At 72.5% G+C, this 19,091-nt stretch carries 18 protein-coding genes and 2 pseudogenes; 12 read left to right on the forward strand and 8 right to left on the reverse strand.

Annotated features, from left to right (window positions below; all coding sequences use genetic code 11):
* The first annotated feature begins 29 nt into the window (after window positions 1-29).
* Entirely contained in the window at window positions 30-917 is an 888-nt protein-coding gene (gene ligD / locus ACFYW5_RS01740) for a non-homologous end-joining DNA ligase (protein WP_389414949.1), read from the forward strand.
* Window positions 918-989: 72 nt separating this feature from the next.
* Window positions 990-2,255: a vanadium-dependent haloperoxidase gene (locus ACFYW5_RS01745; protein ID WP_389414950.1), complete on the forward strand. Its 1,266-nt coding sequence runs from the start codon at window positions 990-992 to the stop codon at window positions 2,253-2,255.
* Between the two features lie 26 nt (window positions 2,256-2,281).
* On the opposite strand, the gene ACFYW5_RS01750 is transcribed toward ACFYW5_RS01745, so the two are convergent.
* Window positions 2,282-3,085, reverse strand: coding sequence for a nuclease-related domain-containing protein (locus tag ACFYW5_RS01750; RefSeq protein ID WP_389414951.1), 804 nt, complete (start codon window positions 3,083-3,085; stop codon window positions 2,282-2,284).
* A 278-nt stretch (window positions 3,086-3,363) separates the two neighbouring features.
* Between ACFYW5_RS01750 and ACFYW5_RS01755 the strand changes: the two genes are divergently transcribed.
* The 6 genes and pseudogenes from ACFYW5_RS01755 to ACFYW5_RS01780 all read left to right on the forward strand — a co-directional run bounded on the left by ACFYW5_RS01755 (window position 3,364) and on the right by ACFYW5_RS01780 (window position 9,240).
* Window positions 3,364-4,080, forward strand: coding sequence for a hypothetical protein (locus ACFYW5_RS01755; protein ID WP_389414952.1), 717 nt, complete (start codon window positions 3,364-3,366; stop codon window positions 4,078-4,080).
* Window positions 4,077-5,324 carry an ATP-binding protein gene (locus ACFYW5_RS01760; protein ID WP_389414953.1) on the forward strand — a complete coding sequence of 416 codons (1,248 nt, stop codon included), beginning with the start codon at window positions 4,077-4,079 and terminating at the stop codon, window positions 5,322-5,324. The genes ACFYW5_RS01755 and ACFYW5_RS01760 overlap by 4 nt, the downstream gene beginning before the upstream one ends.
* A gap of 108 nt (window positions 5,325-5,432) precedes the next feature.
* The gene (locus ACFYW5_RS01765; protein ID WP_389414954.1) at window positions 5,433-5,786 is read left to right on the forward strand and encodes an SH3 domain-containing protein; all 354 of its coding nucleotides are present in this window, start codon (window positions 5,433-5,435) and stop codon (window positions 5,784-5,786) included.
* 43 nt (window positions 5,787-5,829) lie between these two features.
* Window positions 5,830-7,191: an FtsW/RodA/SpoVE family cell cycle protein gene (locus tag ACFYW5_RS01770; protein WP_389414955.1), complete on the forward strand. Its 1,362-nt coding sequence runs from the start codon at window positions 5,830-5,832 to the stop codon at window positions 7,189-7,191.
* A complete protein-coding gene (locus ACFYW5_RS01775) occupies window positions 7,188-8,645 on the forward strand; it encodes a penicillin-binding transpeptidase domain-containing protein (RefSeq protein ID WP_389414956.1) in 1,458 nt (485 codons plus the stop codon). The genes ACFYW5_RS01770 and ACFYW5_RS01775 overlap by 4 nt, the downstream gene beginning before the upstream one ends.
* Before the next feature lie 54 nt (window positions 8,646-8,699).
* Window positions 8,700-9,240, forward strand: a pseudogene (locus ACFYW5_RS01780) (DUF3291 domain-containing protein).
* A gap of 7 nt (window positions 9,241-9,247) precedes the next feature.
* Here the strand turns inward: ACFYW5_RS01780 and ACFYW5_RS01785 are convergent.
* A pseudogene (locus tag ACFYW5_RS01785) lies at window positions 9,248-9,775 on the reverse strand (aminobenzoate oxygenase); the annotation flags it as partial.
* A 126-nt stretch (window positions 9,776-9,901) separates the two neighbouring features.
* Between ACFYW5_RS01785 and ACFYW5_RS01790 the strand changes: the two are divergent.
* Window positions 9,902-10,840, forward strand: a complete 939-nt coding sequence (locus tag ACFYW5_RS01790; protein WP_389414957.1) for a diiron oxygenase — start codon at window positions 9,902-9,904, stop codon at window positions 10,838-10,840.
* A 182-nt stretch (window positions 10,841-11,022) separates the two neighbouring features.
* On the opposite strand, the gene ACFYW5_RS01795 is transcribed toward ACFYW5_RS01790, so the two are convergent.
* Window positions 11,023-11,169 carry a hypothetical protein gene (locus ACFYW5_RS01795; RefSeq protein WP_389414958.1) on the reverse strand — a complete coding sequence of 49 codons (147 nt, stop codon included), beginning with the start codon at window positions 11,167-11,169 and terminating at the stop codon, window positions 11,023-11,025.
* 132 nt (window positions 11,170-11,301) lie between these two features.
* On the opposite strand from ACFYW5_RS01795, the gene ACFYW5_RS01800 reads away from it, so the two are divergent.
* From ACFYW5_RS01800 to ACFYW5_RS01810, 3 genes are all read left to right on the forward strand, one after another.
* On the forward strand, window positions 11,302-11,955 hold the full coding sequence (locus ACFYW5_RS01800) for a TetR/AcrR family transcriptional regulator (protein WP_389414959.1): 654 nt from the start codon (window positions 11,302-11,304) through the stop codon (window positions 11,953-11,955).
* 10 nt (window positions 11,956-11,965) lie between these two features.
* Window positions 11,966-12,268 (forward strand): hypothetical protein, encoded by a 303-nt coding sequence (locus tag ACFYW5_RS01805; RefSeq protein ID WP_389414960.1) that lies wholly within the window; start codon window positions 11,966-11,968, stop codon window positions 12,266-12,268.
* A gap of 103 nt (window positions 12,269-12,371) precedes the next feature.
* Window positions 12,372-13,400 (forward strand): C40 family peptidase, encoded by a 1,029-nt coding sequence (locus tag ACFYW5_RS01810; RefSeq protein WP_389414961.1) that lies wholly within the window; start codon window positions 12,372-12,374, stop codon window positions 13,398-13,400.
* Between the two features lies 1 nt (window position 13,401).
* Here the strand turns inward: ACFYW5_RS01810 and ACFYW5_RS01815 are convergent, their stop codons facing one another.
* Genes ACFYW5_RS01815 through ACFYW5_RS01835 form a run of 5 tightly spaced genes read right to left on the reverse strand, consistent with a single transcriptional unit; the run spans window position 13,402 to window position 18,901 of the window.
* Window positions 13,402-14,649, reverse strand: a complete 1,248-nt coding sequence (locus ACFYW5_RS01815) for a styrene monooxygenase/indole monooxygenase family protein (protein WP_389414962.1) — start codon at window positions 14,647-14,649, stop codon at window positions 13,402-13,404.
* Window positions 14,650-14,663: 14 nt separating this feature from the next.
* Window positions 14,664-15,275: an ATP/GTP-binding protein gene (locus ACFYW5_RS01820; protein ID WP_389414963.1), complete on the reverse strand. Its 612-nt coding sequence runs from the start codon at window positions 15,273-15,275 to the stop codon at window positions 14,664-14,666.
* Entirely contained in the window at window positions 15,256-15,678 is a 423-nt protein-coding gene (locus ACFYW5_RS01825; RefSeq protein ID WP_250075918.1) for a DUF742 domain-containing protein, read from the reverse strand. The genes ACFYW5_RS01820 and ACFYW5_RS01825 overlap by 20 nt, the downstream gene beginning before the upstream one ends.
* Window positions 15,675-16,172, reverse strand: a complete 498-nt coding sequence (locus tag ACFYW5_RS01830; protein ID WP_250075916.1) for a roadblock/LC7 domain-containing protein — start codon at window positions 16,170-16,172, stop codon at window positions 15,675-15,677. Before ACFYW5_RS01830 ends, ACFYW5_RS01825 begins: the two co-directional genes overlap by 4 nt.
* A complete protein-coding gene (locus ACFYW5_RS01835) occupies window positions 16,169-18,901 on the reverse strand; it encodes a nitrate- and nitrite sensing domain-containing protein (protein WP_389414964.1) in 2,733 nt (910 codons plus the stop codon). The genes ACFYW5_RS01830 and ACFYW5_RS01835 overlap by 4 nt, the downstream gene beginning before the upstream one ends.
* Window positions 18,902-19,091: the final 190 nt, after the last annotated feature.

The following is a 19,091-nucleotide window of genomic DNA, read 5'->3' on the forward strand; positions in this document are numbered from 1 at the left end:
TCATCCCATTTTCATGGGAGTCTCATCGTATGACGCCGATCACAGAGGTGGAGGGGCGACGGCTCGCGCTCAGCAACCTGGAGAAGGTGCTGTACCCGGCGACCGGCTTCACCAAGGGCGAGGTGCTGCACTACTACGCCACCACCGCCGACGTACTGCTGCCCCATCTGCGTGACCGGCCGGTCTCCTTCCTGCGCTACCCGGACGGGCCGGACGGACAGGTCTTCTTCACCAAGAACGTGCCGCCGGGTACACCCGAGTGGGTCACCACCGCCGAGGTCCCCCGGTCGGAGGGGCCGGCCCGGATGGTGCTCGTCCAGGACCTGCCGAGTTTGATGTGGGCGGCGAACCAGGTCGCCGAGTTCCACACCCACCAGTGGGTCGCCGGGGCGCCCGGCGCCGCCGACCGGCTGGTCCTCGACCTGGATCCCGGCACCCCCGCGACGATCGTGGAGTGCTGCGAGGTCGCCCTGTGGCTGCGTGAGCGGCTGGCGGAGGACGGGATCGAGGCGTACGCGAAGACCTCCGGTTCGAAGGGGCTGCATCTGCTGGCCGCGGTCCGGGGTTCCTCCTCCGACCAGGTGTCGGAGTACGCCAAGGCGCTCGCGGTGGAGGCCGAGAGGGCCCTGCCCCGGCTGGTCCTGCACCGGATGACCCGCAGCCTGCGCCCCGGCAAGGTCTTCGTCGACTGGAGCCAGAACGCCGCCCGCAAGACCACGGCCACGCCCTACACCCTGCGCGCCCGCCCTGAGCCCTGGGTGTCCGCGCCGGTCACCTGGGCGGAGGTCGAGGAGTGCCGGACCCCCGCGCAGCTCTCCTTCACCGCGCCGGATCTCGCCCCCCGCATCCAGGACTACGGCGACCTGCTGGCCCCGCTCCTCGACCAGGACCGGGCGGGCACCCTGCCGCAGGACTGACCGCCCGCCATCCGCACCGCCGCGCCCCTTCCCCGGCGTTCCCCAACGCCCCACCCCCACCAAAGGAGCCGCATGCATCTCCGACGCGCCCTCATCGTCGGCCTCTCCGCCCTCACCCTCGGTGCCGCTCTCCCCGCCTCCCCCGCCCCCGAGGCCGGCCCGCACACCCCGGACTCCGAGGTGATCACCGACTGGAACCGGACCGCCGAGGAGGTGGTCAGCGTGGACGCCCGCAAGCCCACGGCGGAGCCGTTCATCTGGTACGGCTTCGTCTCGGCGGCCGTGTACAACGCGGTCGTCGGCATCGAGGGCCGCTACACGCCGTACAAGTGGGACGTACGGGGACCCCGTCACGCCTCGTCGGAGGCGGCCGCCGCCGCTGCCGCCCGCCGGGTGCTGCTGACGTACTTCCCGGACTCCAGGGCGCGGATCGACGCGGCCTACGCCGCCTCGCTTTCGAAGATCCCCGACGGCAGGGCCGCGGACGAGGGGGTCGCCTTCGGGGAGCGGGCCGCCGAGCACCTCATCGAGCTGCGGCAGGGGGACGGACGGGACGCGACGGTGACGTACGACCGGACCCCGGCGCCCGGTGTCTGGCGGCCCGCGCCGCCCGGGAACCGGCCCTTCGTGAACCCGTGGATGGCGAAGCTGCGGCCGATGCTGCTGGACTCGCCGGACCGGTTCATGCCCGGCCCGCCGCCCGAGCTGACCTCGGAGCGCTACGCCCGCGACTTCGCCGAGGTGAAGGCGATGGGGGCGAAGAACAGCACCGAGCGGACGGCCGAGCAGACGGAGACTGCCCGGTTCTACACGGATTCGCTGCCGCAGCAGTTGCAGTCCGCGTACCGCGAGCGCGTCACGCGGGGCGGTCTGGACATCGTCGAGGCGGCCCGGCTGTTCGCGGCGGTGAACACCGCCTCCGCGGACGCCACGATCACCACCTGGAACTCCAAGCTGACCTACGCGCTGTGGCGGCCGGTCACCGCGATCCGGCTCGCGGACACGGACGGGAACCCGGACACCGAGGCCGATCCGGCATGGCTGCCGCTGGCCAACACGCCGCCGTACCCCGACTACATCGGGGGGCACTGCGCCACCGACGGGGCCGTGATGGCCGTACTGGACCGGCTGACCGGTGGTGACATCGATCTGCGGGTGCACTCGTCGGTGACGGGCACGACCCGGACCTACCGGGACTCGGCCGACTTCAACCGGGACGTGATCGACGCACGGGTGTGGGAGGGCATTCACTTCCGCACGGCGGACGAGGTCGGCAACCGGATCGGACGGCAGATCGGCCGGTTCGCGCTCGCGCACTACTTCAGGCCGGTCCGCTAGCTCCCGGCGCCCAGGGGGTCAGGGGTTCAGACCCGGGCCCAGGTGTTCCGGTCCCGGGCCATCGCGTGCAGGGCCTCCACGTCCGCCGGTTTGAGGACCCCGCCCTGGCGGGCCAGCTCGCCGAGGTCCGCGTCCTGGAGGATGCGGACCTCGCGCAGCGGGCCGGTGACGGTGACGTCCGCCGGGCCGGCCAGGGCCAGGACCGGGTGGACCTCGGCGGTCAGCGCGTACGAGGCGCGGCCGGCGTCGTCCCGGACGCGGCGCAGCAGGGGCTCCGGCTCGCGGCGGCCGATACGGAGCAGCGGGTCCGCGACCCTGATCCGCTGCTTGCGGGCGTACAGGGTGTGGATCGCGAACAGTCCCGCCGGGCCGATCGCCAGGTGGTGGATCCGCGCTCCGCCGGGCAGTGGGACCGAGTGCAGGGTGTGCCAGCCGGCGCCGTCCAGACGGTCCAGGGCCTCCCCCACCGTCTGTTCGGCGGTGAGCGCGCGGCGCCGGGGGTCGGTGCGCAGGCGGCGGGGCGGTACCGGGTCGCGGTCCAGGGCGATCAGCAGCGCCTCGCCGGGGCGGTTGGGTGCCAGGTCGTCGTCCGGGTGGAGGGTGAGACGGGCCAGCTCGGCCGGGGTCGGGACCGGCGGCGGTCCCACGGTCACCGGTCCGGTGAGGAACGGGCCGAGGACTTCCAGGACGTCCTCCCGGCGCTCGTCGCTGAGCAGGTTGACCCTGGCGGTCTCACGGTCGTACCACGCGATGTTCCTGCCGTCGGTGCGGCAGACGTAGAGCCGTTCCTGACCGTGGCGCCAGGACGGCACGACCCGCAGTGCGCTCATGCACCATCACCCCTTTGACCATGGGAACAGGCGGGGTGCTCCGAGGCAAGAAGACGGTTGCCTTTGAGCGGAGTTGGGTGGGGACGTCGGGGGAGGCGCCGTTTGCGTACCCGCGGGAGGGCGGGGGCGCTCCGCCGAGGGAGCGATCCGGCTGATACGGTCCCGGCGCTCACCCTGGGCCCTGAGCATCGTCCCGCCCTCCCCTCGGCGGGCAAAAGCGACTTACCTCCGCATAAGGTGTACGGGGCCACCGCTCACCTCTGCATCACAGGAGCACCGTGCCTCGCAGCCGTGTCCGTACGACCGCCGCCGTCGCCGTGCTGCTGGCGACCGCCGCGGGCTGCGGGGACGCCGGTGGGCTGCAGGGCGCGGGCGCCACTCCGACCGCGGTCAGCCCGGCCCGGCTCTGGCCGGAGCTGACGCCCGCCTCCAGCCCCGCCTACGAGATCGGCGAGGTGACCACCGAGGTCGTCAAGGGCGTCGAGGTGCCCGGTGACGACATCCGCCGGGTGGACCCGGTCGCGGTGGTCCGCGCCGAGATCGCCGCGCACCCCGACGACTACGCGGGCGCCGAGGCGCCGTACCGCGAGACGGCCCGCCGGATGGCCGACTGCGGCACCGGCGGGGACGCTCGCTGTCCCGTCCTCACCCCGTACTACCGCGACCTCAGCGGCGACGGGCAGGAGGACCTGACGCTCGGCTTCCGGTTGCTGCCCGACCGGCTGACCGCCCTCCGCGTCTACACCGTCCAGAAGCACCGGCTGGTCCGGGTCATGTCCTACGACGACGCCGTGAGCGCGGTCGAACTGGCCGGGCGGTCCGTGATCGTCCGTGCGCCCTCGGAGGTCGCGGGATACGAGTACCGCCTCCAGTGGACCTGGGACGCGCAGGCCAACGCGATGCTGCTGACCCAGGACGAGATGCTGCGCACGGGCGAGCGCAAGCCCTCGGCGTCTGCGTCCGCGTCTGCGTCCGCGTCCGCGAGCGGCCGATGAGGCTCTCGCTGCCCCGCTGGGCCGGGACGCTCGCCACCAAGGCCGCCGTGTTCATCACCGTGATGTGCTGTGCGCTGACCGCGCTGCTCGGGGTGCTGGTGCATGTCTCGGTGACCAACCAGACCGTCGGCCGGGCCCGCACCGAGGCGCTGTCCCGGCTGGCCGACGCGACGACGGCGTTCGAGGCCGGGGACCGGCTGATGCCGGGTGCGGGCGTCGATCCGCCGGGGCTGCCCGGGGCGCTGCGGGAGCTGGCGGTCGGCGGGGACCGGGGCACGATGGTCGCGGACCACGAGGGCCGGCCGACCATGTGGGCGGCGGGGCCGGCCGATGGCGGGCAGGCGCTGGGCGTACAGGTCGACTACGCGCAGCAGGCCCGCACGATCGAGGGTCTGGACCGGGCGATCCTGTGGTCCTCGGCGCTGGCGATCGGGGCGACGCTGCTGGTGGGCGCGCTCGCGGTGACCCGGGTGACCCGGCGGCTGCACACCACCGCCCAGGTGGCCCGGCGGATCAGCGGCGGCGATCTGGACGCGCGCGTGGACGATCCCCGGACGAAGGATCCCTCGCGTCCGCAGGACGAGGTGGCCGCGGTCGCCGCGGCGCTCGATTCCATGGCGGGGTCGCTGCAGGGGAAGTTGCAGACCGAGCAGCGGTTCACCGCGGATGTCGCGCATGAGCTGCGGACGCCGCTCACCGGGCTGCACGCGGCGGCCGAGCTGCTGCCCCCGGGGCGGCCCACGGAGTTGGTGCGGGACCGGGTGGCGGCGCTGCGGACGCTCACCGAGGACCTGCTGGAGATCTCCCGCCTGGACACCGGGCGGGAGCGGCTCGATGTGGACACCGAGCGGCTGGGGGCGCTGGCCGAGCGGGTGGTGCGGGCGTCGGGGAGCCGTACGGAGGTGGTCGTCCTGCGGGATGTGACGGTGGAGACGGACCGGCGGCGGCTGGAGCGGGTGCTGGGGAATCTGGTGGCCAACGCGCACCGGCACGGGCGGGGGCCGGTGTCCCTGACCGTGGACGGGGCTCAGGTGACCGTGCGGGATCACGGGGACGGGTTCCCGGCGTACTTGCTGGAGCACGGGCCGCAGCGGTTCCGGACGGAGGGGGGCGCGAAGGGGCATGGGCTGGGGCTGACCATCGCGTTGGGGCAGGCGGAGGTTCTCGGGGCGCGGCTCACTTTCGCGAATGCGGAGGAGGGTGGGGCCTTGGCGACTCTCTCCCTGCCGGCCGGCGGGGGTTGAGCGCACTGTCGGGGCGCTCCGGATGGCCCATGCGGAGAGGCGACCGGCGTATCACGCCCCTAGCGTGGCGGTTAGTCAGGATTTGCCCCCTCTCCAGGAGGTACCCCCATGTCGCTCCGCTGCCGCCTCGCCATAACCGCCGCCGCCGGCGCGCTCGCCGCCGCGGCCACCGTCACGCCCGCCGTCGCCGGGGACGACTGGGGCGGGCACCACCAGAACCAGCACTCCCGGCTGTACAAGGGGGTCGTGACCGCCGACACCCTGCTGCTGCGCAGCGCCCCCAACCGGGGGAGCCAGGTCATCCGGACCGCGTACCGCGGGCAGATCGTGAAGATCTACTGCAAGACGGTCGGCCAGAACGTCCAGGGCAACCCGCTGTGGTACCTCCTCCCCGACGGCACCTGGGCCTGGGGATCCGCCCGGTACATCGACAACATCGGGCCCGCGCCACGCTGGTGCTGAGCGACAAGGCGCGCAAGAGGCTCTATTTGGGTAAGTTCCGGACATGAGCAAGGCCGGAATCACCGTGGCGCGAGCGGACGCACCCGCACCCGCCGTTCCCCTCCCCCGGCGCCGTGGCATCGAACTCTCCCTCATCGTCGTCGCCGTCCTGCTCTCCGTGTACGGCTACTGCGCTGTCGGCCTCGCCCGCCACGGCACCGTCCCGCCCGGCGCCGTCGGCTACGGCGCCGGGCTCGGCGTGCTGGCGCTCGTCGCCCACTTGGCGGTGCGGTTCCGGGCGCCTTACGCGGACCCGCTGCTGCTGCCGATCGCCGTGCTGCTCAACGGGCTCGGCCTGGTGCTGATCTACCGGCTCGACCTGGAGACCCCGGGCGACCGGGCGGCGCCCGCCCAACTGGTGTGGTCCACGCTGGGGGTGGCCTTCTTCATCGTGACCATGGTGCTGCTGCGGGACCACCGGGTGCTGCAGCGCTACGCGTACGTCTGCGTGGCCGCCGCTCTCGGGCTGCTGATCCTGCCGATCCTGTTCCCCGCCGTGAACGGCGCCCGCATCTGGGTCCGGATCGCCGGATTCTCCATCCAGCCGGGCGAGTTCGCGAAGGTGCTGCTGGCGGTGTTCTTCGCCGCGTACCTGGCCGCGAACCGGGGGGCTCTCGCGTACGCCGGCCGCCGGGTGTGGCGGGTGCAGCTGCCCACCGGGCGGGTGCTCGGGCCGATCGTGGCCGTCTGGCTGCTGAGCGTCGGCGTCCTGGTCCTGGAACGGGACCTCGGCACCTCGCTGTTGTTCTTCGGCCTGTTCGTGGTCCTGCTGTACGTCGCCACCGGGCGCACCGGGTGGATCGCCGTGGGGCTGCTGCTGGCGTCGCTGGGCGCGGTGGCCGTGGGGTGGCTGGAGCCGCATGTGCACAGCAGGGTCGAGGACTGGCTGCACCCGTTCGCGTCGATCGAGGCGGGCCAGGGCCCCAACCAGCTGGCCCAGTCGCTGTTCGCCTTCGCGGCGGGCGGCGTCACCGGCACCGGCCTCGGGCTCGGCCACTCCGTGCTGATCGGCTTCGCCGTCAAGTCGGACTTCATCCTGGCCACGGCGGGCGAGGAGCTGGGCCTGGCCGGACTGTCCGCGATCTTCCTGCTCTACGGCCTGCTGGTGGAGCGCGGTTACCGGGCCGGGCTCGCGCTGCGCGACCCCTTCGGGCGGCTGCTCGCGGTGGGCCTGGCCTCCATCGTGGCCCTCCAGGTGTTCGTGATCGCGGGCGGAGTGGGCGGACTGATCCCGCTGACCGGCATGGCGATGCCGTTCCTGGCGCAGGGCGGCTCGTCGGTGGTCACCAACTGGGCGATCGTGGCGCTGCTGGTCCGGATGAGCGACTCGGCGCGGCGGCGGTACGACGAGGAGGGGGCGGCGTGACCCGGCACATCCGGCTGGCGGCCGTCTTCTGCGCGCTGCTGCTGGCCGCGCTCCTGGTCAACGCCGCCCGCATCCAGGTCTTCGGGGCCGGCGCCTACGACGGCAACTCCGCCAACCGGCGGGCGACCATCGCCCGGTACGACCAGCCGCGCGGCGACATCCTGGTCGACGGCCGCCCGGTCACCGGCTCCGAGGACACCGGCGAACAGCTCCGCTACGAACGCACCTACCAGGACGGGCCTCTGTACGCGCCGGTGACCGGCTTCGCCTCGCAGGTGTACGGCACGTCGTTCCTGGAGCACGCCGAGGACGGGGTGCTGTCCGGGGCGGACCCGATGCTGTCGCCGTTCCCGCTGCTGAACGACCTGACGCGGGCCCGGAATCCGGGCGGGGACGTGGCGACCACGCTCCGCGCGGCGGCGCAGCGGGCCGCCTACGACGGGCTCGCCGGGCGCAAGGGCGCGGTGGCGGCGATCGAGCCGTCGACGGGCCGGATCCTGGCGCTGGTGTCGGCGCCCTCCTACAACCCGGAGGCGCTGTCGGGCAACGGTCCGGCCGTGGCCCGGTCCTGGATCGGGCTGAACGAGGACCCGGACAAGCCGATGCTCAACCGGGCGGTGCGGCAGACGTATCCGCCGGGGTCGACCTTCAAGGTGGTGACCGCGGCGGCGGCACTGGACGCGGGGGTGGTCACCGAGGTCGGCAGGCGGACCGACTCCCCCGACCCCTACACCCTGCCCGGCACCACGACGAGGCTGACGAACGAGGCGAAGGGGTGCAGGAACGCCTCCTTGCGGGCTGCCTTCGTGTGGTCGTGCAACACGGTGTTCGCGCGGCTGGGGGTGCGGGTGGGGGTGGCCGATCTGGCGGCCACCGCGGGGGCCTTCGGCTTCAACGACACGGGGGTGCGGATCCCGTACGCGGTGGCGCCGAGCACCTTCGACACCTCGGTGGACCGGGCGCAGCTCGCGCTGTCGGCGATCGGGCAGTACAACACCCGGGCCACGCCCTTGCAGATGGCCATGGTCGCGGCGGCGGTCGCCAACGGGGGGCAGGTGCGGGAGCCGTACCTGGTGGAGCGGACGACGAGGGCGGGCGGGACGACGCTGACGACCGCCGGGGCCCGTCCGGTGCGGCAGGCGATGCATCCGGCGACCGCGCGGCGGCTGCGCGAGCTGATGACGGACGTGGTGCGCAAGGGCACGGGCGCGAACGCCGCGATCCCGGGGGCGACCGTCGGCGGCAAGACCGGCACCGCGCAGCACGGGATCGGCAACGCCGGTACGCCGTACGCCTGGTTCGTGTCGTGGGCGCAGGGGGCGCGGGACATGGAGCCGCGGGTGGCGGTCGCGGTGGTGGTGGAGGACGCGGACGCGGACCGCGGGGAGATCAGCGGGGGCGGGGACGCGGCGCCGATCGCGCGGGCGGTGATGGCGGCGGTGCTCGCTGGGTGAGACGGGGGGTTCCGTGGGCCGGGCACCCGACCTAACGTTCGGTCCATGACGCCCATGAGTGAGCCGACGGCCGCTTACCAACTCGCCCAGGTCAATCTCGCCCGCCTCAAGTTCCCCTGGCTTCACCGCAGTTGAAGGACTTCGTCGACGCGCTGGACCCGGTGAACGACGACGCCGACGCGGCGGACGGATTCGTCTGGCGCCTCCAGGGCGAGTCCGGGGACGCGACGGAGATCGCCGTGCTCGGGGACGAGTGGCTGATCATCAACATGTCGGTGTGGCGGGACGCCGAGGCCCTGACGGCGTACATGTACCAGGGCCGCCACCGCGAGATGCTGGCCCGCCGCCGGGTGGGGGTCCCCCCACGCCCTTAAGGCGGTGGGGGAGGTTCGAGAAGGTCGAGGAGGCGATGGTGACCCTGTGGTGGGTCCCGGCCGGTCACCGTCCCACGGTCGCGGAGGCGGAGTCCCGCCTGCTGCACCTGCGGACGAACGGCCCGACGCCGTACGCCTTCACCTTCCGCGCCTCGTTCCCGGCGCAGAGCGCCGAGCCGGTGGCGCTTGAGGTGCCGGACGATCTGGGCTGCCCGGTCTGACGGCGGCCCTGCTCGATCGCAACCGGCGGAACAGGGCCAGGAACTCGGACTGTTCGCTGCACTCCTCCGCCTCGGCCTCGCGCTCGCGCAGTTCGGCGTCGGCGAGCTGCCGGTAGTAGTCGCGCAGGGCCATGCGGCCGAAAGCCACGTGGCGGGCCTCGTCCTGCATGACGTAGGCGAGGATCTGCTTCGGCAGGGGCTTGTCCGTGGTGTCGCGGATCATGCCGAACGCTGCGAGCGCGAGGCCCTCATCGGGTACAGCATCCCGATCTTCTCGTGCAGGAAACGGCCGTAGATCTCGCCCCCTGTTCGCCGTGCAGGAACTGACTGAACTGCCAGCAGGCGTAGTGCCTGCGCAGCTTGCCCTTGTCGGCGTCCGTGAGCTTCGCCCAGTGTCCTTGCCCTTCTGGTACAGGGCGAGCAGACGGTCGCGGCCGTCGTCGCACTCCAGGCGAAGAAAACGGGCCGCGCCGGTCGCCGGCACCTGCCAGAGGGGTTCTCCCGGGTTGTTGGCGTACAGGTCGTATGTCGGCACGTCTCGCAGACTCCCGCCGGGTAGACGCGGGGTCAACAAGTGGCGCGCAGGGGATTGACGAGCTTACTGACAGGCAGTCTCATAAGACACGGAGGATGTGACCCCGGGTAACTGATTGGGAGAACGATGACGACCCTCACCGAAGCCGACGCGCTCGAGGGCCTGCGCGACGCGCTGGGCCTGCTCAAGGACCGGGAGCAGGTGGCCGAACGGCTGCTCGACTCCTCCGCCAAACACTCCTTCGATCCCGACAAGGAGCTGGACTGGGACGCGCCCTTCGAGGAGGGCAAGTGGTTCTGGCCGCCGGAGCTGGTGTCGCTGTACGACACCCCGATGTGGAAGCGGATGAGCGAGGAGCAGCGGATCCTGCTCTCGCAGCACGAGTCGGCGGCGCTGGCCTCGCTCGGCATCTGGTTCGAGCTGATCCTGATGCAGCTGCTGGTGCGGCACATCTACGACAAGGCCGCGACGAGCGCGCATGTGCGGTACGCGCTCACCGAGATCGAGGACGAGTGCCGGCACTCGAAGATGTTCGCGCGGCTCATCTCGCGCGGGGAGACGCCCTGGTACCCGGTGAGCCGGGTGCACCAGAACCTGGGCCGCCTGTTCAAGACGATCTCCACGACTCCGGGCTCCTTCACGGCGACGCTGCTCGGCGAGGAGGTCCTGGACTGGATGCAGAGGCTGACCTTCCCGGACGAGCGGGTGCAGCCGCTGGTCCGGGGCGTCACGCGGATCCATGTGGTCGAGGAGGCCCGCCATGTCCGGTACGCCCGTGAGGAGCTGCGGCGGCAGATGCTGACGGCGCCGAAGTGGTCGCAGGAGTTCACGCGGGTCACCTCCGGGGAGTTCGCCCGGGTGTTCTCGGTGGCGTTCGTGAACCCCGAGGTCTACACGAACGTGGGCCTGGACAAGCGGGAGGCGATGGCGCAGGTGCGGGCGAGCGGGCACCGGCGCGAGGTCATGCAGACCGGCTCGAAGCGGCTGACGGACTTCCTGGACGACATCGGAGTGCTGCGCGGCGTGGGGCGGCGGCTGTGGAAGTCGTCGGGGTTGCTGGCCTAGTCGGGGCCGCAGGCCTGGTCGGGGACGGGCGGGGGTGACAGCGCTCAGCGGGCTGCAGGCCCAGTCGGGGACGGGCGGCGGTGGCAGCGCTCGGCGGGCTGCCGACCCAGATCTCGGCCGGGCGGGGGTGACAGCGCTCAGCGGCTGCCGACCCAACCTCGGCCCGGCGGGGGTGACAGCGCTCAGCGGGCTGCCGACTCAGCCGGGGACAGGCGGAAATGGCAGCGCTCGGCGGGCTGCCGGCCCAGCCGGGACCGGGTGGAGCCGATCGAGGGCAGCCGCGCCCCGCCGCTGCCCGACCAGCCGGAGTCGGCCGACGGCAGCCTCACGCCACGGCTGTCCGCCCGCCCGGCGGGGGTGGCGGGCAGCGGCCCCACCCCGCTACCCCTGCCGGGCGGGGGGTGGCCGCGCTGCGCGGCTGACCGCCGCCCGGCGCGGGGGTAGCGGTTACGCTGCACGTCATGAGGCCCCCGGCACCCACTCCCGCGTATCGACGTCTCAGCGTCGAGGAGCGGCGCAGTCAGTTGCTCGCCGCCGCTCTGTCGCTCTTCGCCCACCGGGCGCCCGAAGAGGTCTCGCTCGACGACGTGGCGGAGGCCGCCGGGGTGTCGCGGCCGCTGGTGTACCGGTACTTCCCCGGCGGCAAGCAGCAGCTGTACGAGGCCGCCCTGCGGTCCGCCGCCGAGGAGCTGGAGCAGTGCTTCGACGAGCCCCGTGAGGGGCCGTTGCTGTCCCGGCTCGGACGGGCGCTCGACCGGTATCTGGCCTTCGTCGACCAGCACGACGCCGGGTTCAGCGCGCTGCTCCAGGGCGGCAGCGTCGTCGAGACCTCCCGGACCACCGCCATCGTGGACGGCGTGCGCCGGGCCGCCGCGCAGCACATCCTCAGCCATCTTCGGGTCACCGCGCCCGGAGTCCGGCTCCGGACGACCGTCAAGGTGTGGATCACCGCCGTCGAGGCGGCCTCGCTGCTGTGGCTCGACGAGGACAAGCAGATCCCCCTCGACGAGATGCGCGACTGGCTCGTCGACCAGTTCGTCGCCGTGCTCTCCGTGACCGGCGCCCGCGACCCGCAGACCGCCGAGCTGGTCCGGGCGCTCGCCGAGGATGGCTGACACTGGTGCCGTGAGAAGCGAAGACACCCCCTTCGAGGGCGGGCCCCTGGACGGGCGCGTGCTGCCCGTGCTGCTGGGGATCACCGGGCACCCGCCCAAGACGTACCGCATCCCCGTCCCCGACACCGCCGGCGGTCCGCCCACCGTGCTGGTCTACCGGCGCGTGCCCCGCGTCGAGGGCCGCCCCGTCGGGCTCACCCGGCGCTGGAAGTACGCGTACGACCCCGAGGGGCGCCCGGAGAGCCGGTTGAAGTGGCCCTGGTCGAAGCCAGACGCCACGCCGGGCGGCAAGCCGGACGACGCGCACGGGTGACCCGGTTGCGCCGAACCGCGCACATCCGGCGCGCGCCCCACGAGCGTCCGCCTGATGCTCGCGGTGCGGGGCAGAAGGACTGCTCCGCACCGGAGGTGATGACGTGTCAGGAAGGCTTCCGCTTCTGGTGTGCACGGCGGCGACGGTGGCCGGTGCCGTCCTCGCACCGGTGCCCGCCACGGCCGTCCCCGAGCCTGGCGAGCGGTCCGTCTCCCGGCTGCTGACGGATCTTCAGCGGCTGTACCGGGACGCCGAGCGGGCCACCGAGACCTACAACGCCACCGAGGAGAAGCTCAGGAAGCAGCGCGCCGAGGTCAGGCGCCTGGACGCGGAACTCGCCCGGGTCCGGCTCTCCCTGCACGACAGCCGGGGCGCGGCGGGGCGGCTGGCCCGGCAGCAGTACCAGGACAGCAGCGAGATCTCCTCCTACGTACGGCTGCTGCTCGCCCGGGATCCGCAGCACGCGCTCGACCAGGGGCATGTGATCGGGCAGTTGGCGCGGGAGCGAGCCGAGACGGTGGGGCGGCTGACCGGGAGCGAGCGCAAGGCCGACGCGCTGGCGCGCAAGGCGCGCACGGCGCTCGACCGGCAGCTCGCCCTCGCCGAGCGGCACAAGAGGGACCGGGACGCGGTCGAGGGGCGGCTGGAGGACGTCGAGGAACTGCTCGTCTCCCTCACTCCCGAACAGCTCTCGGAGGTCGCCGCGCTGGAGCGGAAGGGCATCAGCAAGGCGCAGCGGAGCCTGGTGACGTCCGGGGCGCTCAGCAGCGAGCGGAAGGCGTCGAGGGCGGGCGACCGGGCGGTGCGCTATGCCCTGCGGCAGCTGGGCAAGCCGTACCAGTGGGGCGCGGAGGGGCCGCGGACGTTCGACTGCTCCGGGCTCACGTCCCGGGCCTGGAGCCATGCCGGCACCGCCATCCCGCGCACCAGCCAGGAACAGTGGGCGCGGTTGCCGAGGGTGCCGCTGAAGGAGCTGCGCCCCGGCGACCTGGTGATCTACCACCGCGACGCCACCCACGTCGCCCTCTACCTGGGCAAGGGCAAGGTGATCGAGGCGCCGAGGACGGGCGAGAAGATCAAGGTCTCCCCGATGGCTGCCCACCCGGTCCTCGGCGCGGTGCGTCCCGGCTGAATCAGGCCAGGGACGCGAGGTACGCCTCGGTCTTCTCCGGCTCGTAGAAGAAGTTCTCGAAGTCGGCCGGGTCGTTGAACGCGTTGGCGAAACGGTCCGCCGCGGGCTGGAGCTGACCGGCCGCGCCGATCAGGTTCAGGACGTGCTCCGGCGGCGGGGCCAGCATCGCGTTGGTCCACTTGGTGACGTGCTGCGCGGTCGCCCAGTAGCGGTCGAAGGTGGCCTGCATCCACTCCTCGTCGAACGGCTTGTCACCGTGTTCGAGGATGGACGCCAGGTACGCCGCCGCGCACTTGGACGCGGAGTTGGAGCCCTGTCCGGTGATCGGGTCGTTGGCCACGACCACGTCGGCGACGCCGAGGACCAGGCCGCCGCCGGGGAGCCGGCCGATCGGGTTGCGGACGGTGGGCGCGTAGCGGCCGGCCAGTGTGCCGCCGGCGTCGGTCAGTTCGACCTTCGTCGCTCGCGCGTACTCCCACGGCGTGTACTTCTCCATGAGTTCCAGGGTCAGGGAGAGGTGTTCCGCCGGGTCCTTGACGCCGTTGAAGACGTCCAGCGGGCCGCCGGGGATGCCCTCCCAGAACAGGATGTCGGCGCGGCCGGAGGTGGTGAACGTCGGCATGATGAACAGCTCGCCGACGCCGGGCACGAGGTTGCAGCGGACCGCGTCGAACTCCGGGTGCTCCGGACGCGGGCCGAGGCCGTGCACGTAGGCCACCGCGAGGGCGCGCTGCGGCTCGCTGTACGGGGAGCGCTCCGGGTCGCGGGCGAACATGGAGACCAGCTCGCCCTTGCCGGCCGACACCAGCACCAGGTCGTACGTACGGGAGAAGTAGTCGAGGTCGCCGACCGCCGCGCCGTGGATGACCAGCTGGCCGCCGCGCTGGGCGAAGGTCTCCATCCAGCCGGCCATCTTCACCCGCTGGTCGACGGACTGGGCGAACCCGTCGAGCCGGCCCACCCAGTCGATGGCGCGGGCCGCGGGGCCCTCGGCCCAGGAGCCCGGTGCCGCCACCGAGACGCCGAGGCCCTCGATCTTCGGGGCCTGGGACTCCCAGAAGTTCAGCTGGAGGTCGCGCTCGTGCTGGAGGGCCGTGTGGAACATGCACTGCGTCGACATGACCCGGCCGGTGCGGATCTCGTCCGCGGTCCGGTTGGACATGAGAGTGACCTCGTACCCGTTCGACTGCAGTCCGAGGGCGAGCTGGAGACCGGACTGACCGGCTCCGACGACGAGTATCTTCCGCATGCGGGGCAGTTCTCCTACTCGGGGGTTTCGTCCAGCGCGTGGCCCACCAGGGCCAGGAGGGTCTCGATCACCGAGATCCGGCGCCGCGCATCCATGATCATGACAGGTATGTGCGCGGGGATCGTCAGCGCCTCCCGCACGTCCTCCGGCTCGAACCGCTCACTGCCGTCGAAGTGGTTGACCGCGACGACGTACGGCAGCCCGCAGCTCTCGAAGTAGTCCAGCGCCGGGAAACAGTCCTTCAGCCGGCGGGTGTCGGCCATCACGACCGCGCCGATCGCGCCGCGCACCAGGTCGTCCCACATGAACCAGAACCGCTGCTGGCCCGGTGTGCCGAACAGGTAGAGCACCAGGTCGTCGTCGAGCGTGAGACGGCCGAAGTCCATGGCCACGGTGGTGGTCAGCTTCTCCGGCGTGGCGGTGAGGTCGTCGGTCTCCTCGCTCGCCTCGGTCATCAGCGCCTCGGTCTGCAGCGGCGTGATCTCCGAGACCGCGGTGACCAGGGTGGTCTTGCCGACGCCGAACCCGCCCGCCACGACGATCTTCGTGGCGACGGGGGCGCGGGTGCGGTCCGTCTGCCAGGACTTCAGGTCCTCATCGGTGTCTTCAAAGACGACGGAGTCCACTCAGCACCCTTTCGAGCAGAGCGCGGTCCGGACGGCCGGTGCCGTGACCGGTTCCGGTGCCGTACACACGGATCTTTCCCTGGTCCGCGAGATCGCTCAGGAGCACGCGGACCACGCCGAGCGGCATCTTGAGCAGCGCGGCGATCTCGGCCACCGTGCGCATACGGCGGCACAGTTCGACGATGGCCCGCATCTCCGGCATCACCCGGGTGTTGAGGGAACCATTCGTCAGCTCCCGGCGCTCCGGCGCGGCTTCGAGCGCCGCGGTGCTCGCGACGAACGTCTCCACGAGGAGGACGTGTCCGAAGCGGGTGCGCCCGCCGGTGAGCGAGTAGGGGCGTACGCGGGCGGGCTTGCGGTCGCCGCCGCGGACGGGGAGCTTCTTCGGCGCGCTGCTGCTCATCGGGGACTCCCGGTCGACTCGGCTTCCAGGGATTTTCGTAGCTCGCTGCGGAGTTCGGGCGTCAGGACGTGGCCGGCGCGGCCGACGAACAGGGCCATGTGGTAGGCGACCACACTCATGTCGCACTCCGCGGAGCCGTGCACGCCGAGCAGCGAGCCGTCGCTGATCGACATCACGAACAGGCTGCCCTCGTCCATGGCGACCATCGTGTGCTTCACCCCGCCGAACTCCATGAGCCGGGCGGCGCCGATGGTGAGGCTGCCGATGCCGGAGACGATGGTGGCGAGGTCCGCCGCGGAGCCCCTGGGGCCGGTGCGGGTGCGCTTCGCCTTGGCCTGCTCGTTGCGGTCCGGGTCCGAGGACAGCAGGAGCAGGCCGTCCGAGGAGACCACGGCGACCGACTCGATGCCCGGCACCTCCTCGACCAGGTTCGTCAGCAGCCAGTGCAGGTTGCGGGCCTCACTGCTCAGTCCGAAGGTACTGGGCGCGGTCAACTGCTTGCCTCCTCGACAGTGCCCCCCGTGGCTTCTTCGGATTCGCTGACGGCCGCTCCCCCACGGCCCGTCCCTTCCGCGATCTCTGCTTCTACGTCGCGATAACCGGCCGCCGCCCCCTGACGGAACCCGCCCAGCCTCCTGCGCAGGGCGTCCGCGTCGACGGAGGCGCTGCGCATGCGGGGCGGTTCCGCGGGCGCGGTGATCTTCGGGGTGCGCTTGGGCAGCCCCTTCGCGGTGAGCTGGTCCTCGTCGTCGTCGGCACGGCCGTGTTCCGTCTCGGCTTCCCCTGGGGGGTCCTCGCCGGTGGCGGGGGCCGGTGCGTCCGGTGCGGGGTCCGGCTGTGCGGGCTCCGGCGGTACGGGTGCCAGGAGCTCCATCGTGGTCTCTGCCGGGGTCTCCGGCGGGAGCTGTGCCGGAGTCCTCGGCGGGGTCTGTGCCGGGGCCTCCTCCGCCTTGCGTACGGCCCGCTCGGCCAGCTCCACCAGGCGGTCACCCTGGCCGGCCCGGCCGTGCAGGACGTTGGAGTTGGCCTCGGCGTCGGCGCCGGGCAGGGAGAAGCTCTGAGTGGCGCCGGGGGCCGGGGCGCCGGACGGGGCCGGGACCGCCGTGGGGGCCGCCTGGGCCAGCAGCGCCTTCGGGAGGACGACGACCGCCGCCACTCCGCCCTGCTTCTGCTCCCGGAGCTGGACCCGGACTCCGTGGCGGTGGGCCAGCCGGGCCACCACGTAGAGGCCGAGGCCCAGGCCCTCCTCGCCCTCCTGGTCGTAGGAGGCCTCGGGGTCGAAGTCGGCCAGGCGGTTGTTGAGGCGGGTCATGCGGTCGTCCGTCATGCCGATGCCCTCGTCCTGGACGGAGAGCATCACCTCGCCGTTCTCCAGCAGCCAGCCGGACACCTCGACGGGCATGTCGGGCGGGGAGAACGCGGTGGCGTTCTCCATCAGTTCGGCGAGCAGGTGGGAGAGGTCGTCCGCCGCGAAGCCCGCGAGGTGGGCGTGCGGCGGGAGCGCGGCGATCCGGACGCGTTCGTAGCGCTCGATCTCGCTGACCGCCGCCCGGACCACGTCCACCAGCGGGACCGGGCCCGCGCTGTGCTGGACGTGTTCCGTGCCGGCGAGGACCAGGAGGTTCTCGCTGTGGCGGCGCATCACGGTGGCGAAGTGGTCGAGCTTGAAGAGGGTGGCCAGGCGGTCCGGGTCCTGCTCGCGCTCCTCCAAGCCCTCGATGACCGCCAGTTGGCGTTCCACCAGGCCCAGGGTGCGCAGGGCGAGGTTCACGAAGGTCGAGCCGATGCTGGTGCGCAGCCGCTCCAACTGGGCAGAGGACTCGGCGAGTTCGGCGCGGAGGTCCTCGCGGGCGTCGGCCATCTTCTGGCGCTGGCCCACCAGGTGCTTGCGGTCGGACTCCAGCGTGGCGATGCGCTCGTGGAGGGCGACCGCCTGCGCGTGCAGGGTGTTGACGGAGTCGACGACCTGGGCGAACTCGTCCTTGCGGCCGGTGAACCGGACCGGCTCCTCCGCCGTCGGGTCCGCGGCGCCCGCGAGCCGGGCCGAGCCCAGGCGCACCACGGCCAGCGGGCGGGTGAGGCCGCGGGCCATGCCGGTGGCGACGCCGATCGCGAGCAGCACCAGGACGCCGAGGACCGCGATGCGGATCTCCAGCTCGGTGACGTCGTCGTCGCGCAGGAGGGCGAGGTCCTTGGTGCGGCGGTCGTGCAGGGCGGACTCGGCGCCGCGCATCATCTCGACGCGGGCGGAGAGCGCGGCGTCCAGCTTCTTCACGCCGGTGGCGAGTTCGGCGTCGGTCAGGGTCGGCTGGTCGGTCAGGGCGGCGAGGTACTTCTCGGCGGCCTCGGCCTCCGGTCCGGTGACCGTGGAGTCGTAGGACGTCACCGATGCCTTCGGCGCGGTCTCGCGGAAGTCGGCGAGGGCCGCGTCGGAGCGCAGCCGGGCCTCCTGGGCGGCGGCGGTGAGCGCGTCGCGCTGCTTGGTGTCGGCGTCGGAGGAGGAGCTGACCGTGTCCGGCAGGCCCGTGACAGGGTCGATGACGGTCTGGGTGGTGCGCGGGACGCTGAGGGCCGCGAGCAGCAGGCCGCGGGCGGAGGCGGCCTGCTGTACGGCGGTGTCGAGCTCGACGAGGGCGTGGGCGCCGGAGCCCGCGCGGGGCGGCATGTCCTCGGCCAGCTGTTCGGCGAGCCGGTGGAGTTCGGCGAGGGAGGCGGAGTACGCCTTGTGCGTGTCCAGAGCGGTGCTCTTGCCGGTGAGCGCCGCTCTGCGCAGGGCCGCGATGTCGTCCAGGTCCGCCCGCAGGGAGGCGGGGGTGTCGGGGTTCGCGCGCAGCTCCTCGACGAGGCGGTCGACCCGGGCGCTGCGCTGCTCGGAGGGCGCCTTGGACTTGGGGCGCCCGGCGGCGACGTAGGAGGTGACCTCGTCGCGTTCGTCGGCGAGCGAATGGGCGAGGGCCAGGGCGTCCTCGGTGCGCTCGGAGAGGGTCACCAGCTCCTGGGTGTCGTGCACCTGGGCGGAGGCGGTGACGATCGAGGGGGCGCCGGCTGCCGCGATGGCGGCGGCGACCACGGCCACGGCGACGAAGAGCCGGTTGCGTACATGGGTGGGCCGGCCTTTGCCTGCCGAGGTGGCGCCGGTCCCTGCCGTGCTGCCGGGCGTGTGCTCCGGGCCCCCTGCGGGGACCTTCTGCTTGCCTGAGCGACGAGGCCGCGTCTTCTGCACCGGTGCTCGCATTCCTGAACTCGTGGTACTCATGGGCCCGGGTGACGCTCCGTCAACTGGCGCATACGCCCGGTACGCTTCCCGACCCTCCCAGTGCCGGTGGGCGGGGGTCCCGCATCATCTGACCCGCCACCCGAAGGAGTGAACCCCGGAGGGGAGTTGGCGGGCAAGTTCCGGTGACGCTTGCGAC

This window comes from Streptomyces sp. NPDC002779, assembly GCF_042888685.1.
Taxonomy (GTDB): domain Bacteria; phylum Actinomycetota; class Actinomycetes; order Streptomycetales; family Streptomycetaceae; genus Streptomyces.